This window comes from Winogradskyella psychrotolerans (assembly GCF_018860545.1).
GTDB lineage: Bacteria > Bacteroidota > Bacteroidia > Flavobacteriales > Flavobacteriaceae > Winogradskyella > Winogradskyella psychrotolerans_A.
Map to the genome: position 1 here is coordinate 16,105 of NZ_JAHKPN010000002.1, position 22,224 is coordinate 38,328.

Here is a 22,224-nt window from a genome sequence, read left to right on the forward strand (position 1 = left end):
TTATCCTGCAAGGTCTTTTTTTTGACCTTGTAGGTATGATTTTTCACCTCTTATTAATACCTACAAGGTTTTTGAAACCTTGTAGGATTAAATAATTTACTTATTCACAGAGAAAATATCCTTTAATTGTTCAATAACGTTTCCGTTTCCAGCAACTGTGATTTCTCCAATTTTATCGGCAATTTTCTCAACATATTCCATCTCTTTTAATTTAAACAACATATTGTTGTCTTCCATTAATTTCGCGGTATTTAACAAGCTTCTAGTAGAAGCTGTTTCTTCTCGTCTTGTGACCACATTGGCTTGCGCTTTTTTGTGAGCTATTAAAACTTGGTTCATAATCTCTTTCATATCGCCTGGTAAAATAACATCTCGCATACCTGCATGCAATACGTTTACACCTAATTTCTCAGCTTGTGTTTTTACATCATGTAAAACTGCTGTGGCAATCGTTTCCTTTTGCTCTAACAATTCGTCTAAAGTGTAAGCACCAACAAAGGCTCGTAATGCTAATTGCAACGTGATGTACAATTGCTTTTCGTAATCTTTGCTATGCATTAACGCCGTTTCTACATTAGTCACTTTGTATTGTGCATAGAAATTAATACGAACAGTCGCTTTGTCTTTAGTCAATAATTCTTGTCCAGCAACTTCTAATTGCAACTGACGCATATCTGCTTTTAAAATTTTAATGCTTTGTTCGTTTTTCCAGAAATAGTAAGTACCATGTTCTAGGATTTTAACAAACACGTCATCTACAATCATAATTGCTTTTTCGAATGCCGCTACCTCAAACGTTCTAATGTATTGACGTAATTGCATATTGCTAAACAAAGCTTTGCTGACGTCTTCTGTGATATCAATTTTACTTAAATCTACAGTGACGAATTTGTAATCTATTAAACCGTTCCAAAAAGTGTAACGACCCGCTTTTAATACGCATTTAAAGTTGTTGTTTTCGTAAAGCAAAACGATTTCATTATCCTTTACATCTACAACGTGTAACATCTTTGCTAACACCTCATCTTTAAGCAAGATTTCTAATGCTTTTGGTGCACTGAAAGCTTGAGATAAATCGTATTTTACGAAATTTTCTCTAAAATTCAACCAATGTTTTCCTTCTGTAATAACGCGAGCGTAATTACCGTTTTTAAACACTAAACCTACTGTACCTGCATGAATTCTTACTCTATACATGATTTCTAATTTTTTTGTTCTGAAGTTTCTAATTTTTAATTCAGAACGATTAAACATTTATAATAGAATTCTCTTTTTTGAGAATGACTATTCAAAAAGATCCCGCTTTTCAGCGGGATTAGTTTAACTGCCATATTTGAATGCGTCATTAAGACTTTTCAAAAATGCGTTTCACTAACAGAGCGAAAGAAAACCATATTTCTTACTACGGAAATACAATTGATTTAAAGCGTTTCTAAGCTTTGTTCTTTAGATGATTTATCAATTTTGAAACAAGCGTTTTGTTGCTTCATTAATTGAAAAATGAATCTTTAAAAGAAAACCTAAAGCATCTTTTAATGCATCAGTATTTCAAGGTGTTTTCTAGACTGCATAAACAATAAATTGCTTTTGCGAGTTTTAGTTCACTTTGTTTTTGCCATTTAAAGTGTGACGCACTTGGTGGTTAGTTTTGTGAGTTAACCATCTCTGAGATATGGATTTAAAGTCCATTTCAAAACTGTAACCGAAATACAGCGCGTCTACCAGTTTCGCCACAAACCGAATATCGGTTTGGTAGGATTCGAACCTACACATTGAATCTATTGCTTAACCGAACTTAGCTACTTCCCGCTAGAGAAGACAGGATTCGAACCTGTGTACATAGATGTGGTGGTTATTTTTTACCAAATAACCCGTTGGTATCAAGTCAAGTTGCATATAAAAACCTCATACCAATTGGTAAGGATTTATACAATAGTGCTATACCGAAACACGTAACAAGACTTGCTTGATATTATTTCCTGCGAAAGCAGGAATCTAAGTCTGAGAAGCAGGATTACTCATGCTTTTAAATTTTTATGATTTGGTATTCGTGAATGCAATACATTTCGAACCTGCATCCTCTCGCACTCAAAGCGAGTAAACAGCCAATCGTTATCTTCCCAGTTTTTATGTTAAAGAACTTTTATTAAGCTCTGCTAGATTCCTTTTTCTAGCAGAGCGCTACTTCAAAAAGTCTGATTCCAAATAGACTTCTTATTAATTACACTGCAAATATTTGATGCTATTGCGCAATGTTTTTGCGTAGATAAATTATTATTAAAAAATTTCTTCACGTTCATTTTGTCTTGATACAAACTGCGAAGCACATCACGAGTTCCATAAAAATGAAAATCTACGAGTAAACGAACCAAAAAATCACAATCAAAATATAGGAAATTGCTAAAGCACCTTTCGCTTTCGAGATTTCGTGCTTGATGCTGAGCATCGCACCTTCATCTCTTCGCTCATTATTTCTGAATTTTGATGTTCAATTCAGTGAATTGACTTAGGACTTGAAATTTTATTCTCTCATGCCTTAAATCATCGGCCTTTCAATTTCTATAATTGGCCGTTTTTATTTTCTCTTCTTTTTTTTCTTTTGGCTCTTGGTTTTTTTAGTCTTTTCTGGTTTCATTTTGTTTTTGATCCTTTTAATTTCAGAATCGATGAAACTGATAAAACTGTTATTGTAAACGTGCTTTTTTGCGAGCTTTAAAGTCTTTAATGCCTTCTTGTATTTTTGAAGAATTTCAAAAAGTTGCCCTTGAAACAAGTAAACTTCCCCTTTGTTTAACCCTTTAACGGTTAGAGAAAAATCAATAAGTTTTTGAGCTTCTTCGTAGTCTTCATTCCACATTAAAACCAGAATGTATTTTGAATACACTTTGTGAAAATCTAGTTTGTTAGCCAAAGCCTCTGCATAATAGTGTTTGGCTTTTTCATAATCGCCAAACTGTTCAGCATGTAAGCGTCCCATTAAATACAACGCATAAGCGTTGTCTGCTTCGTAGGATAAGGCGTAGTTTAGATTTTCTACAGTTTCTTCTAGTTCGTATGGATAAGCATCTATGGCTTTAAGCACGTAGTTGTTTAGCAAATTCGTATCCATTGTTTAATTATTTAATTGATTACGCAATTCATTTTTTAGTGCGTATCGTTGTTTTTTAAAGTTTTTTACAATTGTATTTTTCTTAAAATCGGTGCCTTTAAAAACTTTTATAGGATTACCCCTTTCTAATGTTAAGTGGTTTTTACATTGGTTTTTTATACCTGATTGTAAGGCCTCTAATTGTACTTCGGCTACTTTTTCTTGTAAGCGTACTTTTGCTATTTTTCTGTTTTGATGTTGCGAGCGACTATCCATTACCAATACTTGTGTTTTTGTAGGTAAATGCGTTGCTCTTATAGCAGAACTCACTTTGTTAACATGTTGTCCGCCTGGTCCAGAACTTTTAGTGGCTTGATAGGTAATATCTTTTTCGAGAATTTCAAATTGTTCACTTTTCCGTATTTCATACAAACCAACAAACCAATTTTTACGTTTGTGCTGTGGTCTAAATGTTGAAGTGCCAATCCACTGAATTGTGCCTGTCCATTGACTCAAAAACCGACTTAAATTAGTTCCTTTGAGTTGAACAGTCACAGACTGTAACGTCAGGTTTTCAATTCCTGTTTCGCGTTGTAATATTTTGTAATCAATACCATTGACTTTTACAGCTTCTAAAAATTGTTTTAGAATTTGAGCCACAATCCAACAGCATTCTGCTGGTCCTCTACCAGAGGTTATTTGTATTATTTTAGTATTTATTAATGGTTTTCCCATGATATGTTTTCTTTAATAACATCCTTAAGCGCATATTTTTTTAATGCTTTTAGATGTCGTTTTGTTTTTAATTTGTCTTGTTTGTAAGTGGTTAAATTCCAATCGTCTTTCCAAGGATCCATGCCTTCATAAATATTGTGATATCCTTTTTTAATAAATTGAGACCTAATCAAATCCTCCTCACTAATTAACGCTGGGTCAATACGCTTTCTATGCGTTATATAAGCTCTAGAATTTTTAATTCGATACGCTCCTTTTGGAATGCGGATATAAAATCTAACTTTAAGTTTTTTGCTTTCGTTTCTAAACTGAAATGCTGTACACATGCATTGTGCATTAAAACTTAGTTTATTAAATTGCTTTTTGCTTATAGTTGGAAGCCCTTTATATATCAGATATTTTGAGGTTTGATTCACCCATTTGTTTTCAGCCTCCTCTTTTGTTCTTCCCCAATAATACCTTTCGATTTTATTATAAAGTTCTAGAATCGCAGTCTTATTTTTAAAGCGTTCAATTCTATGCGTTATAACAATTTCTTTATACCAACCATGACGTATAGGCTTTTCAATTTCTATATCACCTAACTCACGTTGAAGCTTCCAAATTTCCCTTTGTCTTTTTTGTAAACGACGGATTTCTTTTAACCGTTGTTCTTTTATATGTTTTGGTTTCATTAGACATGTTTTCAATTGTTTTGTCTGTTTTAATGATTCCAATTAATTACTCCCAATTAGGAATCCGTGTCTATGTAAATTGCGTGTGTTTCATTTAAAATTTGTTTTAATGTGCGACTTCTCGATTGCTCTCGAAGTGACAGAATAATAATTTTGTAATAACTGTTTATGGAAATGTGTTTAGCAGGCTTGCTAAGAATGGAAAACAAAAAATCCGAAACAGTGTTTAACTGGCTTCGGATTTCTCATTTATAGTTTTGAAAGGTTTATCTAACGATAATCACGAAGCATCACAAAAGGCAGTATTCCTTTTGGATCGTTTTGATATGTTATAAATAAACTCATAGTTTCTAATTATTGATTCAACGTTTGTTTTGGTTGAAATGCGATGCAAATATAAAGGGTAATAATTTGAACTTCCAAATTAAATTTGAGGTTAATCTATTAATAATTAGTTATTTACGGTTGATTTGAGAGTGTAGAATGCCTGTCCGCAAATGGCAGATTAATTAACAAACTGAAGTGCAGTTATTTGCGCTTTAGGCATACATGAGTATCAACTTTAAAAAAATTAATAAAAAAAGCATCCTTTTTTATGAGGATGCTTTTTTAACTTGAATATTTCTAGTTTTACCTATTTCTCTACACTGCAGAAATAGCTTTTCAGCATCCGATTTTGTAAATAATGTATTGTCATAGGTTACTTTTTTCTGTATTTATTGGTGCAAATATGCAAGAATTAATAGATAAGTTGCAAACTTGGGATAACATTTATTCACTAAACTCATTTTCTAAAAAAAGAAAACAGTCTGTTTTTCAAGGATATATTTTTAGTTTTAGCGACAATAGGACTACTATAATATATGACTTTTTCAGAGTCTATTTTCATTATTCGAACTTGTTTCTTTTCTTCAATATTTTTACACTTATTTAAAATATTTAGCACACTTTTTGCATATTCTATTGTTTTAGTATTTAACTTATCTATTGAACCTTTTGAGTAATTCATATAGTCATATCCATCTAAGGAGTAATGTAAATTATAAAATTCCCAGTATACATTAGACTCAGAATCAAAATTGTAATCTTGAACAATGTTAAGGACATATTTCTCTATACTTTTCGGGTCATCAGTATTTACTATCTTTTTACAATTTTCTTCAATTTTCATGACTAGAAAATCGTCTTCATCAAAAATGTTGTAAGCAATGTTTTTTAACATTTTCATTGAATTATCTAGTCTATAATTAATATTAACGATTTCAAATATTAAAGAATCCTCTTTTAATTTTTCTTCTAATAATTTTGAATTATATAACCAATTTTCAAATTCTTCTATTGTAATATTGTTAACCAATACATCAAATATTTTTAGTTTTAAAACTTCCATTTTTTATTATTTGAAGCAAATTTCAGATAGAATTACGCAATCTTTTTGCGTAGTGATTATTTTCTTTTAAATTTAATGTTTTAGACCTGCTAGGTCTTATTCCCACAAAAGAAGTCTTATGGCCGTAAACAAAAACGCATTAATTAGATATAAAACCATTGACAAATGTCTTCAAAATCAGTTTAGACAATGGACACTTAACGATTTAATTGAAGCGGTTTCAGATGCACTTTACGACTATGAAGGCAAAGATGTTGACGTCAGTAAGCGTACTGTTCAATTAGATTTACAGATGATGCGAAGCGATAAATTGGGTTACAATGCGCCTATTGTGGTTTATGATCGTAAGTATTATAAATATGAGGATGCCAACTATAGCATAGTTAATATACCTGTGACTGACAAGGATGTTAAGGTGATGAATGAGGCGATTCAGCTACTTAGACAGTTTAAAGATTTTTCGCTATTTAAAGAAATGGATGGAGTCTTACAACGTTTAGAAGATTCTGTAAATTCATCACAGAAAGATAAACGTGCTATAATCCATTTAGACAAAAATGAACAGTTGAAAGGTCTAGAATTTATTGATGTTTTATATGCTGCCATTCAGGCAAAAAAGGTGATTGAAGTGACTTACCAATCTTTTAAAGCTCGAAAAGCAAGTGTAATGATAGTAAACCCACAATTACTTAAAGAATTTAATAATCGATGGTTTTTATTGGCAAGTCAGAATGAAAAATTTATCACTTTGGCATTAGACAGAATGACAGAAATTGTAACGCTTGAAAGTGAAAATTATGAAGATTTTAAAATTAATGGAGACGAATATTACAAAGACGTTATCGGTGTTACAGTTTCAAATTCTAGAGCAGAACGCATTCAGTTTAGAATAGATAAAAAAAACGCTCCTTATGTCATTACAAAGCCCTTTCACCCATCGCAACGTATCATTGAAGAAGCAGAGGACGGTGTGATTTTCAATATTTTTGTACAGATTAATTTTGAATTGGAACGTCTTATTTTAGGGTTTGGAGATACTATTGAAGTTTTGAAGCCTCTAAAATTACGGAACAGAATGCTTAAAAAGTTAAAAACTTCAGTGAGAAACTATGAGGAAATTGAAAATTGAATTTCCGCGTCTTTTTTTAATTCAAAATCATGGTCAATAAATATTGATTTAGATTTATAATCTGCTTCAATCAACCAAGAATTACCATTAAAATAAGACGTTATTACCGTCGCTTTTAAATCCGATTTTTCTACAATTTGAATCTGATTAGCATATACAATCCCATAAGGTTCAATGACATTAAATTCACCAAAAAACGAGGCTATTAATGGACGTCTAGGATTTTTATATAAGTTTTGAGGAGTGTCTTTAGCTATGATTTCTGCTTCATTAAGCACAATCATTTGGTCTGCAAAGCCAAGCACATCATTTCTGTCGTGAGTAGCAACGATACAAGCTATATTTTTTGATTTTAAGTAATTAAAAACATTACGTCGCAAACCTTGTTTTTGGAAATTATCAATATGGCTAAAGGGTTCGTCCAACAATAAGATTTCAGGCTCTTTTGCTAATGCTCTTGCGATCGCTACCCTTTGCTTTTGGCCACCACTTAAAAATTTAACTTTGGTTTTCGCAAAGGCTTCCAATTCTACAACCTTAATGAGTTCGTCTGTTCGCCTTTGCTTTTCTTCAGGATAAAAACGCGATAAGTGCTTCCCTATATTTTCTTCCACTGAAGTTACGGGCATTAAATCAAATTCTTGGGTCACGTATTTCATAAAATCATAACCCACAACCAAATTGTATTTTGGGCCAAGAATTTCTTCATCCTTCCAAAAAATGTGACCTTCCTTTAAATCGTATTCGCCATAAATAAGTTTGAGAAGTGTACTTTTTCCCGAACCACTTTCTCCTATAATAGCAAGATGCTCTCCGGCTTTAACTTTAAAGTCAATCGCTTTTAAAACCTTAGTTTTAGAATACCCAAAAGTGACATGTTTTACTTGAAGCATGTTGCAAAAATACTACATCGTTAAAGAACTGTCATAAAAAAACCGTCCCGATTAATATCAGGACGGTTTTGAACTATTTACAGTCTATAAATTATTTCTTTATAAACTTTCGCTTTATAATTTTTCCTTCGGATTCTAATCTTAAAAAGTAAACTCCACTTGCTAAACTTGAAACATCAATAGTGCTCGATGTAAGTTTTTGGTTAAGCATACGTTTTCCATTCACATCAAAAACCGTTGCTATTTTATTAATAATGTCTGCAGACGTTTTTATGGTAAGTTCTGCTTCAACTGGGTTGGGATAAATCGTTACATCTACTAACGTTTCATCTATGATACTCAATGTTGAACCTTCAAAAATTGTATGCGATGTATTTATTTCAGGATTTTCAATAAAATCTACGGTACCAGATGGCCAATAAATAGTGATGCTGTTTATACTTGTTAAAGTACCAATACCAAAATGCGTATTTAATGTACTCATAAACTCAAAACCTTCTCCACTTCTAACATCTCTTATTTGGATACCATTATCTGTTTGTATTTCTACTCTAGCACCAATACCATTTATATTACTAGTTGTACCTACCGTATTAATTTTAATCCAATTATTACTATTTGTATTATTTAGATAAATATTACCATTACTGAAAACATCTAAGAAACCATCATTATTAGTATCCCCAATAGCACCACTAGACGGAATATAATCATCACCAGGATTGTCATCAGAAAAATTAGTAAATGTAAAATCCCCATTATTGAATAAAATATCACCATTAGTTAAAATATCTACATAACCATCATTATCAAAATCTGCAGGAGCATTTTCTCGTCCTAATTGCGCATCTAAAACTCCAGAACCCGCTGTGACATCAGTAAAAGTGCCATCTCCATTATTACGCATCAATTTAGAATCTCCGTCAACAGTACTACTAGCACCAACATAAACATCCATATCTCCATCGTTATCAAAATCTGCCCAAGCAGAAGACCAAGTTTGCACTAAATCACCCAAATTTGAAGAATTATTATGACCTACACCTGGATAATTGGTATTGTGCCAACCATTACTATCTGCAATATTAACAAAGACACCATTACCATCGTTTCTCCATAACTCATTAATACTAATTGAAGAACCACCTCTACATTTCGCTATAAATAAATCCATGTCTCTATCATTATCAAAATCTATCCAGACAGTTCCATAATTACCACCACCAGGTACCAAACCAAGACCATTTGGTAATGCTGTACTTTGACCTTGATAAAAGGTTAAATCATTACTACCATCATTAATATAATACACATTTGCTTGTACATCATGACAAACAAAAGCATCTAAGTGACCATCATTATTTATATCTACAAAATTAGACCGTTGAGAGAACACATATTCTGAGCCAGATATTTCCGTATAATCCGTACCTGTACCGTTGGCTTTCATAAATGTAACGCCACCATAACCTCCGTAAACAAGGTCGTTATAGCCATTGCGATCAAAATCTCCTGCAGCCAAACTCCAATCTGGAGTATTCTCTACATCTGGCGTTGCTATATTAACCATATTAAAACCACCTGATACCAATTGATAATGCACATTTAGATTATCACCACTAACAGAAACAACATCATCTAAAAAATCACCATTTAAATCTACAAGAGCAATGTCATAAGAACCTGTTGTAGTTATCGGATTTGCAGTAAATGCTGCTGGATAACTAGAGGTATCAATTCCCGTTGTAAAACTTTCACTTATCCAATTGCTATACCCACCAGTATTACAAATTGCTCTTATATACACCATATAATTGGTTAATGGAGAAAGACTATCAAAGCTATAGCTATTTGTTCCTGTCGTATTCCCAGAAGCTGGAATACCTTCAGAAGCTAACATTATAGCAACTTCCCAAGACGTTTCTGACCCACCTGCTACCCAATTAACGATAGCACCTGAGGCATTGATACTACTTACTGTTACCGATGACACATTGGGACACTCTGGCGGAATAGAAGAGCTAATTAAAGGAGAATTGATACAAAAACCCCAACCATAAGAATTGTGATCATTAAAGAATATACGATATTTAAATCCTGTTAATTGCGATGTCGTAAATGATGCGATATTTAAGCTTTCACTTGTAAAGTTTGTAGGAGTTCCATCACAAAAATTAACAGTAACTAAAGAATTATCTTCTAGTTCACTTCCCCAATTTACCCATTCACTAGTGCTTGCATCCCAATATTGAAGGTATAAAGATTGATCATTTTGCCATATATTAAAAATATAGGGAAATACCACCGTTACTTCCGTTTCTCCAACATTATAAGCCGGACTCAAATCAATAATTGGAGACTCTACTGCAATAGTATTATCGGAAGATCCACCAGCAAGATTATCATCAAACGAAAATGAAGCGCTTGTCACTGTTGGGTCTTCAAATAAATAGGCAGCATCATAGCTTCCTGAAAGCGACCATTGGCTATTTGGCCAATTGGCTCCTTGATTTAACTGTTGCGCACTGCTATAAGCAGAAAACAAAATTAAAAGTAATGTAAAGCGTAATAGTTTTTTCATATCATTTTTTTTTAATTACAATTTATAGTTAATGAGTTTATCCATTCTTCAATAAGTTGAACTCCCTCGGCATGTACAATTGTACGTGCTAATAAAGGCATCCGTGTAGAAGGTTCTATAGAACTTATTCTAAAATGCATTACAGAATTTCTTGCGTCACCTGGCGCTACAATATGGTCTAGCCCAAAGCCAACATTAGTATCTGCCTCAACACAAACACCTATGTTAGTGATATCTTCGGTAGACAAAAAGTCTAATCGCATGGGTCTATATGAACAATGTGTATTTTCTGAGTGGCAATGCGCACAATTAATCTCTAAGTAGGCTCTTACTCTTAAATCTAAAGAAGTACTGCTGTCACTATAATCTGGAAGTGTTGAAATTGTGGCCGGTAGCGTGTTTTCTAAATACCCAAAACTTACTAACTTCTCTAATTGATTAGCTGTTCCATCGTTATAATCATAACTTAAATTTAAGTTTCGAGGTTTAGGACCAATTGGATTGGCTATTTCGGACACTTTATGACAGGTGTGGCATTCAGCTTCTGATGGAATTCTATATTCTACAGATTTAGTCTCTCCATCTTGTTGCCATTGTATATCCACATAACTCCCATTCATATCCAATAAAGCTTCTGATTGTTCGCTATTCCAGGCATAATTTGCAAAAACCCAACCGTCCTGCTTTCTAATTATTAATCGTGTTTCTAAGATTTGTGTTACATTATCCGGAAGGACATTATCGTAGTAAAAGTTCTTTATTAAAATGGTTCCCACAGGAAAATCTAAAAGTTCATTTTCATTTATAAATGTTGCTTTACTATTGTTGGGCATCCAGATGAAACGTTTCTTCTTAGCATAATCGCTAAATAAAGTGGAATTTAAATCATATGGAATTACACCATTAGTAGGCTCTAAGTTTTGTAATTCCCCTTCAAAAAATTGATAGTCTGACAATGATGAAAATGGCATATTCTCTAAGTCGTAAAGCACACTAGAGCTTGAGGTGATAGTCACAGAAATTTGTTCTGTTTTACAATCTCCCGAAGTGCTGCAGATAGTATATTCAAAATTATCTGCGCCAACTTCATTTGGATTAGCCGTATATTTTATATGGTCGTCACTTGGGTTGTTGGGTGTATTATTAGCATCTATTATTATAACACTTCCCTTAACGGGCTGACTCAATGACAATTCTCCGGTTACAGGAATATTAAAATCATTAAGAAATATAAAAATTTCAATTTCTGTATTTTGGACAATAGTCAAATTATCCGGGTTAGTTTCAATGATTAATGGAGATAAGCCATCATCACTGCCGCAAGAACACAGAAACAAAACTGAAATAAAAAATAGAAAGTAATTTTTTTTCATACGCAATAATGATACCCTATCAATAAGACAGTTAAATGATTAAAAGTCCTACAAAAGTTAGCAAAAAAAAATCAGTTGTCGTCTGAAAAAAGAAAATTAATACTTTTTAGTCTATTGTATCTAATGCAGGCTAAGCGAAAAACTAAGAGCAATTCGTTTAAATTACTCCTATATTACTCTTTTACTTTTTCTTTGACTTTTGACGGTAAAACTTTAAACCCCATATTATAAAGTGTAAAACCATAAGTATCTGCATACTGCTCAATAGTTTTACTAACAGGTGTTCCAGCACCATGGCCAGCATCGGTTTCAATTCTAATTAATGTTGGGTTATTACCCGTTTGTTTACTTTGTAATTCGGCAGCAAATTTAAAACTATGGGCAGGCACTACGCGGTCATCATGATCTCCTGTAGTTACCAACGTTGCTGGGTACGCTACACCTTTTTTAACATTGTGCACAGGAGAATAGCCTTTAAGGTACTCAAACATTGCTTTACTATCTTCTGCAGTTCCATAATCGTAAGCCCAACCCGCTCCAGCTGTAAACGTATGGTAACGTAACATATCTAAAACACCAACTCCTGGCAAGGCTACTTTCATTAAGTCTGGGCGTTGCGTCATTGTAGCACCAACTAATAAACCTCCATTAGACCGACCGCTAATGGCTAAGTAATCTGATGATGTATAGTTTTCGGAAATAAGATACTCAGCTGCTGCAATAAAATCGTCAAATACGTTCTGTTTTTTAAGCTGGGTTCCTGCATCGTGCCATGCTTTTCCATATTCACCACCTCCTCTAAGGTTAGGTACAGCATAGACACCTCCTTGTTCTAACCAAACCGTATTTGCAATACTAAAACTTGGTGTTAAGCTGATATTAAATCCCCCATAACCATAAAGAATTGTTGGATTTTTACCGTTCAGTTTTAAACCTTTCTTGTACGTAATAATCATTGGTACTTTTGTACCGTCTTTAGAATTATAAAACACTTGCTTACTTTCGTAATCTTCTGGATTGAAATCGATAGAAGGTTTTCTGTACAAATCTGAAGTTCCACGCTCTATATCGTATTTATAAATACTTCCAGGAGTTACATAGTTTGTATACGAATAATACAATTCTTTTTCATCTTTCTTTGCACCAAAACCTGAAGCCGTACCAATACCTGGTAATTCAACTTCTCGTACTAATTTTCCGTTATAATCGTACTGCAATACTTTTGAAACGGCATTAACCATATAATTGGCGAAAAAATAACCTCCACCAGTTGATGGACTTAGAACATTTTCTGTTTCAGGAATAAAATCTACCCAATGTTCTGGAGTTGGATTTGAAGCATCTACAGTTACAATTTTTTGATTAGGCGCGCCCAAATTCGTCATAATGTAAAGCTTAAACCCAACGTTTTCAATAATGTATGAATCACTATCGGTATGATCTAAAATCGTTATAAGTTTACCATTTGGTTTGGATAAATCTTTAATGAACAACTTATTACCAGACGTTGATACACTTGCTGTTATAATTAAGAAATTATCATCTTCAGTAACTTCGGCTCCAATATATCTGTGTTTTTCTTCTGGTGTACCACCAAAGATTAATTGATCTTCGGATTGTTTTGTGCCTAATTTGTGATAATATACTTTGTGCTGATCTGTTTTTGCAGATAATTCACTTCCTTCTGGCTTATCATAACTTGAGTAATAAAACCCTTCGTTTTTATACCAAGACATACCGCTAAATTTGATATCGACCAATGTATCTTCAACAATTTCATTGGTTTCCACATTCATGACCAAAATTTTTCTCCAGTCGCTTCCTCCTTCAGAAATAGCATAGGCTAAAGTTTTTCCGTTTTTAGAAAAGCTCATACCTCCTAGAGATATCGTACCATCTTCCTTAAATGTATTCGGATTTAAAAATACCTCAGCGATTTTAGGATCTTCACCTGTTTTGTACCTGTAAATTACAGATTGATTTTGTAAACCATCATTTTTAGAGAAATAGGTATAGTCACCTTCTACATATGGAGCACTAATTTTTTCGTAATTCCAAAGTTCAGTCAGGCGTTCTTTTAATTCTTCTCGGTATGGAATTTGGTCTAAATACCCAAATGTAATTTCATTTTGAGCTTTAACCCATGACTCTGTTTCGTCACTTCTATCATCTTCTAACCAACGGTAAGGATCAGCAACAGACTCACCAAAATAAGTGTCTATAGTATCTATTTTATTGGATTCCGGATAATCTATAGTCGTCGTTTTCACAGTTTCAGTTTCGTTTTTACAAGACATCACCATTGAGAGCATCAAGGCTAGAAAGAGTAATTTTTTCATAATTAAGCTTTTGGAATAAAACAATCGTATTCCAAATATAAGGTTTTAGTGATTTGAAAATGTTAAACTACTAAAAACTTACTTTAATTTTGGGTGCAACGTATAGCCAGTATTTCAATCAACTTTTAAATAAATTGATTGAAATACTTAAATATACAGCTATTCTGAAAAAATATAAATATGTGCTTAAAATATTATACTAAAGCATTTTTAATAAGATACTCGGCGATTTGAACCGTATTAGTCGCAGCACCTTTTCTAAGGTTATCACTAACAACCCACATATTCAGGGTATTTGGCTGAGAACCATCACGTCTTAATCTACCCACAAAAACATCATCTTTACCGTGAGCGTACATAGGCATAGGATACATATTCACATCTAAATTGTCTTGTAGCGTAACACCATCTGTTTCACTGAGTAATTGTCTTACTTCACTAAGATCAAAATCATTGTCAAATTCCACATTAATTGCCTCACTGTGGCCACCAGCTGTTGGGATCCTAACAGCAGTTGCTGTAACAGCAATGGTAGCGTCACCTAATATTTTTTGAGTTTCATTAACCAACTTCATTTCTTCTTTGGTATATCCATTATCTTCAAAAACATCGCAATGTGGAATCGCATTTTTATGAATAGGATAAGGATATGCCATGTCTCCTTTAATACCTGCAATCTCATTTTCCATTTGTTCAACGGCTTTCACACCCGTACCAGATACAGATTGATACGTAGACACAACAATACGTTTAATTTTATATTTTTTATGAAGTGGTGCTAATGCCATCACCATTTGAATGGTAGAACAATTTGGATTAGCGATAATTTTGTCTGTATTTTCTAGCTCATTAGCATTGATTTCTGGAACTACTAATTTTTTAGAAAGATCCATTCTCCAAGCCGAAGAATTATCAATAACCGTTGTTCCTACTTCAGCAAATTTTGGTGCCCATTCTAAAGAGGTGTTACCACCTGCAGAAAATAAAGCAATATCCGGACGTTTTTCAATAGCAGAAGGAATACTAATGACCTCTATATTTTCTCCTTTGAATTTTAATTTATTACCTACAGATCGTTCTGAAGCTACTAATAATAATTCGTCCAAAGGAAAATTACGTTCCTCTAATACTTTAAGCATTACGTTACCAACCATGCCTGTTGCACCTACAATTGCTACTTTCATAAATCCTATATTTAGAACTTTCAAAATTATAATATTTCTTTAAGTAAACCGCTCAATTTCATCATAAAAATGTAATAAAAATTACGCGTTTTAATTATTGAATTTGTAATTAAAAAAAGAAACCCAGACTATAATAGCCTGGGTTTAGTTAAAAATAATAGTGTAGCGATGACGCTAAATCTTTTTATTTTTTTAATGAATCTCTGATTTCAATTAATAAATCAACTTCAGATGGTCCTGCAGGCGCAGCTGGTGCAGGCTCTTCTTTCTTTTTCATGTTATTAACTCCTTTTACAACAAGGAACATTACAAATGCTACAATGATAAAGTCAATAACGTTAGTTAAGAATGTACCGTATTCTAAGAAAACTGCTCCTACTGTTTCACCAGCATCATTTAGAGTTCCCTCTTTTAATTGGTATCTCAACGCTTTAAAGTCTGAATCGAAAATCATACCAATTAACGGAGATACAATACCTCCAGTAAATGCAGTCACTACTTCTTTGAAAGCAGCACCCATTACAAAACCAACTGCAATGTCTATAAGGTTACCCTTCATTGCAAATTCTTTGAATTCTTTTAACATAATCTAGTCTCTTTTTAGTTAGGTTATTAATAAGACACTAAGTTACTAAAAAAGTCACAAAATAATTGAAAAACATTGTTATGGCAGAAATACACGCCTAATCCGCTTAGATAATGCGGTTAATATTTCATAAGAAATTGTACCTGCCGATTCCGCAATTTCATTAGCTGTATATATCTTATCAAAGATAACAACCTCATCTCCTTCCTTACAATTAATGTCTGTTACATCTACCATAATCATATCCATACAAACGTTACCAATAATGAAGGCTTTCTCATCATTAATAAAAACAAAACCTTTTTTATTCCCATAAATACGACTTAAACCATCTGCGTGGCCAATAGGTATTGTTGCTACCCTTTCATTACGATTAGAGGTGTAAGCTCTGTTATACCCAACAGATTCCCCGTTTTCAATCTCATGTATTTGAGAAATTACAGATTTTAAACTTGCTATAGGTTTAAAGTTTTTATCTTCTAATTCTGAATTTCCAAACCCATATAGACCAATGCCACTTCGCACCATATTAAAATGCGCTTCAGGATAATTAAGAATTCCAGAAGTATTACATAGATGTAACCATGGCGCTATTCCTGATTTTGTTTTAAACGTTTCAGCTATAGATTTGAAAGTTTCTATTTGTTGTTCAGTAAAATCCTTTTCACTAAGATCTTCACTTGCTGCTAAATGAGAAAAAATAGATTTAACATACACTGCTGATGTTGACTGCAGTCTCTTAACTACAGTATCCACATCACTGTGACTAAAACCTAAGCGGTTTAAGCCTGTATTAAATTTAAGGTGTATGGGATAATTTTTTTGACCTTGCTTTTCTGCGGTAGTAATAAAGTCATTTAATAGTTTAGCACTATAGATATTGGGTTCTAAGCATCGGTCAATTAAAGTTTCTGCATTTATCGCTTGCGGATGTAAAACTAGTATTGGCGTTTTAATACCTGCATCTCTCAACGAAATACCTTCTTGCGTATAGGCTACAGCAAAATAATCAACGCGTAATGTTTCTAGGTGTTTGGCAATTTCAACAGCATCACTACCATAAGCAAAGGCTTTAACCACAGCTAAAAATTTTGTTTGTGGTTGAAGTTTCGACTTTAAATAATTAAGGTTATGTGTGAGCGCTCTTAAATCAATTTCAAGCGTCGTTTCTAACGCTTTAGACATTCCGTTTGGGATCTTTAGATTCAATTTCCTCAGCATCATTCACTTTCATCTGTCTTACTTTATCGCGTTGCATACTTTTATAAAAAGCCGCTCTACTTAAGGGTTCGTATTCGTCAACTTCCCCCAATAAAACTAAATCATCACTCAATGCTTTTCTGTAGCTGTATTGTGCTAAATTTCCGGTTTTTGTGCAAACAGCATGCACTTTAGTTACGTATTCTGCCGTAGCCATAAGATTTGGCATAGGTCCAAAAGGGTTGCCTTTAAAATCCATATCCAATCCGGCGACAATAACACGTATCCCTTTGTTTGCTAAATCGTTACAGATACGTACAATTTCATCATCAAAAAACTGAGCTTCATCAATCCCAACCACATCACAACCATCTGCTAAAATCGGAATATTAGCAGCAGCAGGCACTGGAGTGGAACGAATTTCATTAGCATCATGAGAAACCACCATGTCTTCATCATAACGTACGTCTACAGCAGGCTTAAAAATTTCCACTTTTTGCTTTGCAAATTGAGCACGTTTTAGTCGTCGGATTAATTCTTCGGTCTTACCTGAGAACATAGATCCGCAGATGACTTCAATCCACCCAAATTGTTCTTTCTGATTTACTGTATTTTCGAGAAACATTTTGTAATTTTAGCACTGAATCGGAGTCCAACTCCGTTTTTATAAAGGTCACGCAAATTTATTAAAAATCAAAAGTAAAACTTACGAAAAGCGAATAAAGAAATTATATTCCTTTTTTTATTAGAGTTATGAATTGATTTTCAATACTTGGAGAACTTTAAAATTCTTCAATATAAAATATTAGAACTATGAAAAAGAAATTAGAATCAGAATTAGTTAGCATTGCACATAGGATTCTAAAACTAACGGGTAGAGAGGATGTCAATAAGCTGCACGAAGAAGTTGCCTTACTCTATGAAAAACTGACTGTTTTAAAATTTGCTCAAGATAATTTTGAAGGTCATCTGCCTACTATTGGAAATGACTCTTCATTTTTTGATATGCTAGACACCGCATTTAATAATAAATTTAGCGATACGATTGAGGTTGAAGACAAAACCTATATCAATTTAGATGATACCGAAGAGGATGATATCACCGAGCCTTTAATGGAGAAAATTAAAGATATAGTAGCTCATATGCCCGATGAAACACGTGAGGCTGATACTATACTAGAAAAAGCGTTACCATCAGAACCTGAAAATCCTGCTCCTATTGAGTTTGAAACTATTACTTCTGGTTTTGATGAAATTCCTGAATTTGAACCAATTGAAGACGCCAAAAAACGTGAGGTAGAGCATACCAATAAATCTTTAAACGACAAATTAAAAGGCCAGCGATTAAAGATTGGTCTTAATGATAAATTAGCTTTTATTAAACATTTGTTTGAAGGTAAAAACGAAGATTACGATCGTGTAATATCTCAAATTAACACGACACATTCTTTAGGGGAAGCTCGAAAATTAATTTTAGAATACGTAAAACCAGACTACAACAATTGGGATGGAAAAGAAGAATACGAAGAGCGTTTTATAGAACTTGTTGAAGGTCGGTTTAATTAATAATTCAAATACACATAGCCCACAAAAGGTTTTGCAATACCATTAACTTCCAAGACATAAAAATAAGTACCAACGGGTAACAGGTTTGAGCTTTTTAAAAGTCCCATATTAGCTGTTCCATCCCAAGTGTTGCGATAGTTCTTTGCCTCATAAATTTGTGTGCCATAACGGTTGTATATTTTGAGCGTATTCCCTAAATAATCTTCAATACACGGAATAACAAGTGTATCATTTTTATCATCATTATTAGGTGAAATACCTTCAGGAATAATTAAACAATTTGAAATTTCTACAGTAGCATTATCTTCATTATTAGTCAAATCTCTATCAGGTTCGTTAACGCTATGTAATATGGCTAAATTGGTTAAATCGGTTGAAGAAATGACGCTTGATGTTAATATTAAAGACTCCGAGCTATCTGGATTTAAACTTGAAATGCTCCAAATAAATGTAGTCTCATCAAAAATACCTGAGCTCGTAGTTACTGAAACAAAATCGTAACCTTGTGGTAAGATATCAATCACTTCTATAAGCGTTGCAGTTGTTGTTCCTAAGTTAGTAGCTGTAATCGTAAAATCTACATGCTCACCATAAACCGCTTCCAATGGCTCTACGGTTTTAATAATTTCAATATCTACGTTAGATGTATCCACAATCACATTTAATGTGGCGCTTGTTTGAGAGGTATCTACATTATTATTGTTAGTGAAATTCTGAAAATTATTAAGATAACTTCCCGAAACATCTGCACTAATTCTCACAGAAAACGTACAACTTACAACACCTTCTGGAAACACCAAATTTTCAATTCCAACAAAAGTATCTCCTGCTGCTCCTATAAATGTTGTGGTACTTCCATTAGCTTCAATCCAACTTGGAACACCCGTAAGATAAATGCCATTTGGTAGATTATCTGTAAAGGAAATCTCAGTTTGAGACGGATTTGAAGCGATATTAAAAACGGTAAATATTAATTCGCTTTCACCTCCTTCAAAAATAGTTTCTGGCACAAATGACTTTTGCAAAACAGGAGCTATAACTTGCACGCTATTAATAGAAATGTTAGATTCTGGCGTCAACTCTTGGTTATTTGTAGCATCCGGAAAGGCTTCAGCAATATTATTAAAAGCACCTCCAAAACTTGGAGCAGATACAGGAATACTAATTCTCACTGTGGAACCTGGCTCCATATTTGGAATGAGTCCTGATACAAAATTCCCCGTGATATCAAAATCTGAAATACAGGATGCTGTTCCTGAAACAACACTACAACTAGGAGTGCCAACTATATTAAACGCAGCATTAAGTGTATTTTCAAATAGCACATCTGTAGCATTAGAACTCGTGGCACTATTACTAATATCAATAATCCAATTAAACGCTTGGTTGGTATTTACCTGTGTAAACTCTGGATAAGTTTGCACAATTAAATCTAAACATGGAGCAAAATGAGTGTTTACAGAAGCAGAATTATTTGCAAAATACTCATCGGTTAATTCATTTGCAAAATCTACGCTTACCATATTAGTTCCAATTATTGGATCTTCAGAACAAGTTGGTAACCAATCAATGGATACATTAAAAGTTACAGAACTGTTTGCTGGTAATTCCCAATTTTCCTCAGCCGTAATTTGCCAAAAAACATCAAATCCTCCTTCTTCAGAAATACCGTCTAAAGTGACTCCTATATTTGCATTTTCTATTGCAAAGCAAGATGCCGTTCCTGTTGCTGCGATACATTCTATATTCGTTAGTGTTGCAAATAATGCAGGATCATCATCAGTAAGATTAGGCATATAATCTTGCAGCACAATTATCGCATCTTCATCACTAACATTTGAGACTGTAATATCGTATGTTACTAAACCCCATGCCGCAGTGTTTTGTTGAGAACTTCCAAAAGGCAACTCAGGACTTATTTGTGTTTTTGAAACTTGTAAAAAATCCGTAGGAACCTCTGTGCCACAAGGTTCTACTGAAGGAAAAAACAAAGAGTTAGAGAAATAGTTATCTTCAAAATTAGAATCTACTAATTGGCTATCTAAAATATTAGTAGCGCTTCTTACTTCAGCTAAAATTTCGTTATTACTATTATAACAATCAGGCTCTAGATAACTCAAAACCGTTTCAACCGTTATAGTGGTATTTGGTTGTAAAAAAAAATCATTACTCGACCATAATTGACTGCCGATACTTAATGTAAAATCACTACAATTAACTGGCCCAGTCGTTTCTATACAATTAAACCAACTAATACTCCAGTTTAAAGGAGATAAGTTCTGAAAAAAGAAGCGCATAGGTGTTGCTACTGGCCCACTATTACAAACTGTAGTTAAAAAAGTAATATCTTGCCCGTAATCTAAAGTTTCAGAAACATCTGGATTGATTTGCACTGTTTCAATACATAAGTCAGTTTCTGAGCAAATCTCTGCCAAAAGTAAATCTGTAGTAACGCTGTTTGAATCTACAGAATTATTATCAATATTATTAAACTGAATATTGACATAACTATCAACAGATATAGGCATTGGGTTTGGCGAACATGATAAATTGGTATATCGGTAAACCATTTCAAAAGAAACGCTACCTCCAGCTGTTATTTCCATTGGCTCAGCAAAAGTAAATAATAGACTTTCAGACTGTACGTTACCAGAATTACCTAAAAACCCTGTTAAATCTGGGCATAATGTTCCGTTTGTTGAACCAATACATTCAAGTGAGATTAATTCTGCAAAAGGTTGCCCATTAAGTGGAAGCGAACTGAGACCTAAATAGCCCGTAAATCTTGAAATAGGAAAATTAAAAACACTATTATTACTAATAGTAAATTGGTAGGTTACCGAATCTCCCCAAGCACTAATTGCAGTACCTTCTGCAGGATTAATCTGTACATGAGTAACTGAAAAATCAACATCAATATTCAAAACATCAATAGAAATTATAGATTGATTATTACTCGTATTTGTATCTTCTGTGTTTGTTGGTGGACTTACAGTTCCGTTAGCAGTGATACCTCCTAAATTTGTGGGTGTAGTAACCAACACCAACAATTCCACACTTGAGTTGTTAGGCATCGATGCAATTGAAGCCGTTAGCACATTATCAATTACATTAAAATTAGAAATATCAGAAGCTCCTGCATTATTGTTTTGTGAATTATAAGAAAGGATATTTAGGTTTAAATTAAAATTTATAGAAACAGTTGCATTATCAACTGAGTTTCCCGAATTTAAAACCGTAATCACATATTGAAAATCCTCATAAATATTAACTTGAGAAACAGCAGTGCCACTTAAGTTTTGAGCTTCTATAGCTATAGATAAATCCGTTGTTTGACTATAAGAGAAACAGACATTAAACAATAGAACTACTATAAAATAAAGTGGTTTTAGCACAGGTTGGTTTTTATATAAGATGTAGATTCTTACAAATGGTTGCGTTAAGATATAGAAAAGATTGTAAATTTGATATTAAGTTTATTTTAAC

The 22,224-nt window shown here is 33.3% G+C and carries 16 protein-coding genes; 2 read left to right on the forward strand and 14 right to left on the reverse strand.

Going from position 1 to position 22,224, the window contains the following annotated elements; translation table 11 throughout:
• Positions 1-96: 96 nt before the first annotated feature.
• The 5 genes from KO515_RS00090 to KO515_RS00110 all read right to left on the reverse strand — a co-directional run bounded on the left by KO515_RS00090 (position 97) and on the right by KO515_RS00110 (position 5,887).
• Complete coding sequence (locus KO515_RS00090) at positions 97-1,197, reverse strand: slipin family protein (protein ID WP_215934344.1); 1,101 nt, start codon at positions 1,195-1,197, stop codon at positions 97-99.
• A 1,378-nt stretch (positions 1,198-2,575) separates the two neighbouring features.
• Positions 2,576-3,109 (reverse strand): tetratricopeptide repeat protein, encoded by a 534-nt coding sequence (locus KO515_RS00095; RefSeq protein WP_215934345.1) that lies wholly within the window; start codon positions 3,107-3,109, stop codon positions 2,576-2,578.
• Between the two features lie 3 nt (positions 3,110-3,112).
• Positions 3,113-3,823, reverse strand: a complete 711-nt coding sequence (prfH, locus tag KO515_RS00100) for a peptide chain release factor H (protein WP_215934346.1) — start codon at positions 3,821-3,823, stop codon at positions 3,113-3,115.
• On the reverse strand, positions 3,808-4,497 hold the full coding sequence (locus KO515_RS00105) for a hypothetical protein (protein ID WP_215934347.1): 690 nt from the start codon (positions 4,495-4,497) through the stop codon (positions 3,808-3,810). Before KO515_RS00105 ends, prfH begins: the two co-directional genes overlap by 16 nt.
• 784 nt (positions 4,498-5,281) lie before the next feature.
• Positions 5,282-5,887: a hypothetical protein gene (locus tag KO515_RS00110; RefSeq protein WP_215934348.1), complete on the reverse strand. Its 606-nt coding sequence runs from the start codon at positions 5,885-5,887 to the stop codon at positions 5,282-5,284.
• 118 nt (positions 5,888-6,005) lie between these two features.
• Here KO515_RS00110 and KO515_RS00115 point away from each other — a divergent pair, with 118 nt between their 5' ends.
• Positions 6,006-7,016 (forward strand): helix-turn-helix transcriptional regulator, encoded by a 1,011-nt coding sequence (locus KO515_RS00115; RefSeq protein ID WP_215934349.1) that lies wholly within the window; start codon positions 6,006-6,008, stop codon positions 7,014-7,016.
• Here KO515_RS00115 and KO515_RS00120 read toward each other — a convergent pair.
• The 8 genes from KO515_RS00120 to KO515_RS00155 form a co-directional block, all read right to left on the reverse strand.
• Positions 6,995-7,909 carry an ABC transporter ATP-binding protein gene (locus tag KO515_RS00120; protein WP_215934350.1) on the reverse strand — a complete coding sequence of 305 codons (915 nt, stop codon included), beginning with the start codon at positions 7,907-7,909 and terminating at the stop codon, positions 6,995-6,997. The genes KO515_RS00115 and KO515_RS00120 overlap by 22 nt on opposite strands.
• Positions 7,910-8,000: 91 nt before the next feature.
• Positions 8,001-10,490: an FG-GAP-like repeat-containing protein gene (locus KO515_RS00125; RefSeq protein ID WP_215934351.1), complete on the reverse strand. Its 2,490-nt coding sequence runs from the start codon at positions 10,488-10,490 to the stop codon at positions 8,001-8,003.
• An 11-nt stretch (positions 10,491-10,501) separates the two neighbouring features.
• A complete protein-coding gene (locus KO515_RS00130; RefSeq protein WP_252723737.1) occupies positions 10,502-11,863 on the reverse strand; it encodes an Ig-like domain-containing protein in 1,362 nt (453 codons plus the stop codon).
• A gap of 173 nt (positions 11,864-12,036) precedes the next feature.
• Positions 12,037-14,166, reverse strand: coding sequence for a prolyl oligopeptidase family serine peptidase (locus tag KO515_RS00135; protein WP_436800004.1), 2,130 nt, complete (start codon positions 14,164-14,166; stop codon positions 12,037-12,039).
• Positions 14,167-14,396: 230 nt separating this feature from the next.
• A complete protein-coding gene (locus tag KO515_RS00140; RefSeq protein WP_215934353.1) occupies positions 14,397-15,386 on the reverse strand; it encodes an aspartate-semialdehyde dehydrogenase in 990 nt (329 codons plus the stop codon).
• Positions 15,387-15,570: 184 nt separating this feature from the next.
• Positions 15,571-15,972: a large conductance mechanosensitive channel protein MscL gene (gene mscL, locus KO515_RS00145; protein WP_215934354.1), complete on the reverse strand. Its 402-nt coding sequence runs from the start codon at positions 15,970-15,972 to the stop codon at positions 15,571-15,573.
• A gap of 78 nt (positions 15,973-16,050) precedes the next feature.
• The gene (gene alr / locus KO515_RS00150) at positions 16,051-17,157 is read right to left on the reverse strand and encodes an alanine racemase (protein WP_215934355.1); all 1,107 of its coding nucleotides are present in this window, start codon (positions 17,155-17,157) and stop codon (positions 16,051-16,053) included.
• On the reverse strand, positions 17,150-17,797 hold the full coding sequence (locus tag KO515_RS00155) for a thymidine kinase (protein WP_215934356.1): 648 nt from the start codon (positions 17,795-17,797) through the stop codon (positions 17,150-17,152). Before KO515_RS00155 ends, alr begins: the two co-directional genes overlap by 8 nt.
• A 188-nt stretch (positions 17,798-17,985) precedes the next feature.
• Here KO515_RS00155 and KO515_RS00160 point away from each other — a divergent pair, with 188 nt between their 5' ends.
• Entirely contained in the window at positions 17,986-18,738 is a 753-nt protein-coding gene (locus KO515_RS00160; protein WP_215934357.1) for a hypothetical protein, read from the forward strand.
• Here KO515_RS00160 and KO515_RS18900 read toward each other — a convergent pair.
• The gene (locus tag KO515_RS18900) at positions 18,735-22,133 is read right to left on the reverse strand and encodes a gliding motility-associated C-terminal domain-containing protein (RefSeq protein WP_215934358.1); all 3,399 of its coding nucleotides are present in this window, start codon (positions 22,131-22,133) and stop codon (positions 18,735-18,737) included. The two genes, KO515_RS00160 and KO515_RS18900, sit on opposite strands and share 4 nt — an antisense overlap.
• Positions 22,134-22,224 lie beyond the last annotated feature (91 nt).

Bases quoted from the DNA above. Each gene is read 5' to 3' on its own strand.
- prfH (WP_215934346.1), bottom strand. From the start codon at position 3,823: ATGGGAAAACCATTAATAAATACTAAAATAATACAAATAACCTCTGGT.
- alr (WP_215934355.1), bottom strand. From the start codon at position 17,157: ATGTCTAAAGCGTTAGAAACGACGCTTGAAATTGATTTAAGAGCGCTC.
- KO515_RS00095 (WP_215934345.1), bottom strand. From the start codon at position 3,109: ATGGATACGAATTTGCTAAACAACTACGTGCTTAAAGCCATAGATGCT.
- KO515_RS00120 (WP_215934350.1), bottom strand. From the start codon at position 7,909: ATGCTTCAAGTAAAACATGTCACTTTTGGGTATTCTAAAACTAAGGTT.
- KO515_RS00090 (WP_215934344.1), bottom strand. From the start codon at position 1,197: ATGTATAGAGTAAGAATTCATGCAGGTACAGTAGGTTTAGTGTTTAAA.
- KO515_RS00110 (WP_215934348.1), bottom strand. From the start codon at position 5,887: ATGGAAGTTTTAAAACTAAAAATATTTGATGTATTGGTTAACAATATT.
- KO515_RS00105 (WP_215934347.1), bottom strand. From the start codon at position 4,497: ATGAAACCAAAACATATAAAAGAACAACGGTTAAAAGAAATCCGTCGT.
- KO515_RS00135 (WP_436800004.1), bottom strand. From the start codon at position 14,166: ATGGTGATGTCTTGTAAAAACGAAACTGAAACTGTGAAAACGACGACT.
- KO515_RS00115 (WP_215934349.1), top strand. From the start codon at position 6,006: ATGGCCGTAAACAAAAACGCATTAATTAGATATAAAACCATTGACAAA.
- mscL (WP_215934354.1), bottom strand. From the start codon at position 15,972: ATGTTAAAAGAATTCAAAGAATTTGCAATGAAGGGTAACCTTATAGAC.
- KO515_RS00140 (WP_215934353.1), bottom strand. From the start codon at position 15,386: ATGAAAGTAGCAATTGTAGGTGCAACAGGCATGGTTGGTAACGTAATG.
- KO515_RS00125 (WP_215934351.1), bottom strand. From the start codon at position 10,490: ATGAAAAAACTATTACGCTTTACATTACTTTTAATTTTGTTTTCTGCT.
- KO515_RS00155 (WP_215934356.1), bottom strand. From the start codon at position 17,797: ATGTTTCTCGAAAATACAGTAAATCAGAAAGAACAATTTGGGTGGATT.
- KO515_RS00160 (WP_215934357.1), top strand. From the start codon at position 17,986: ATGAAAAAGAAATTAGAATCAGAATTAGTTAGCATTGCACATAGGATT.
- KO515_RS00130 (WP_252723737.1), bottom strand. From the start codon at position 11,863: ATGAAAAAAAATTACTTTCTATTTTTTATTTCAGTTTTGTTTCTGTGT.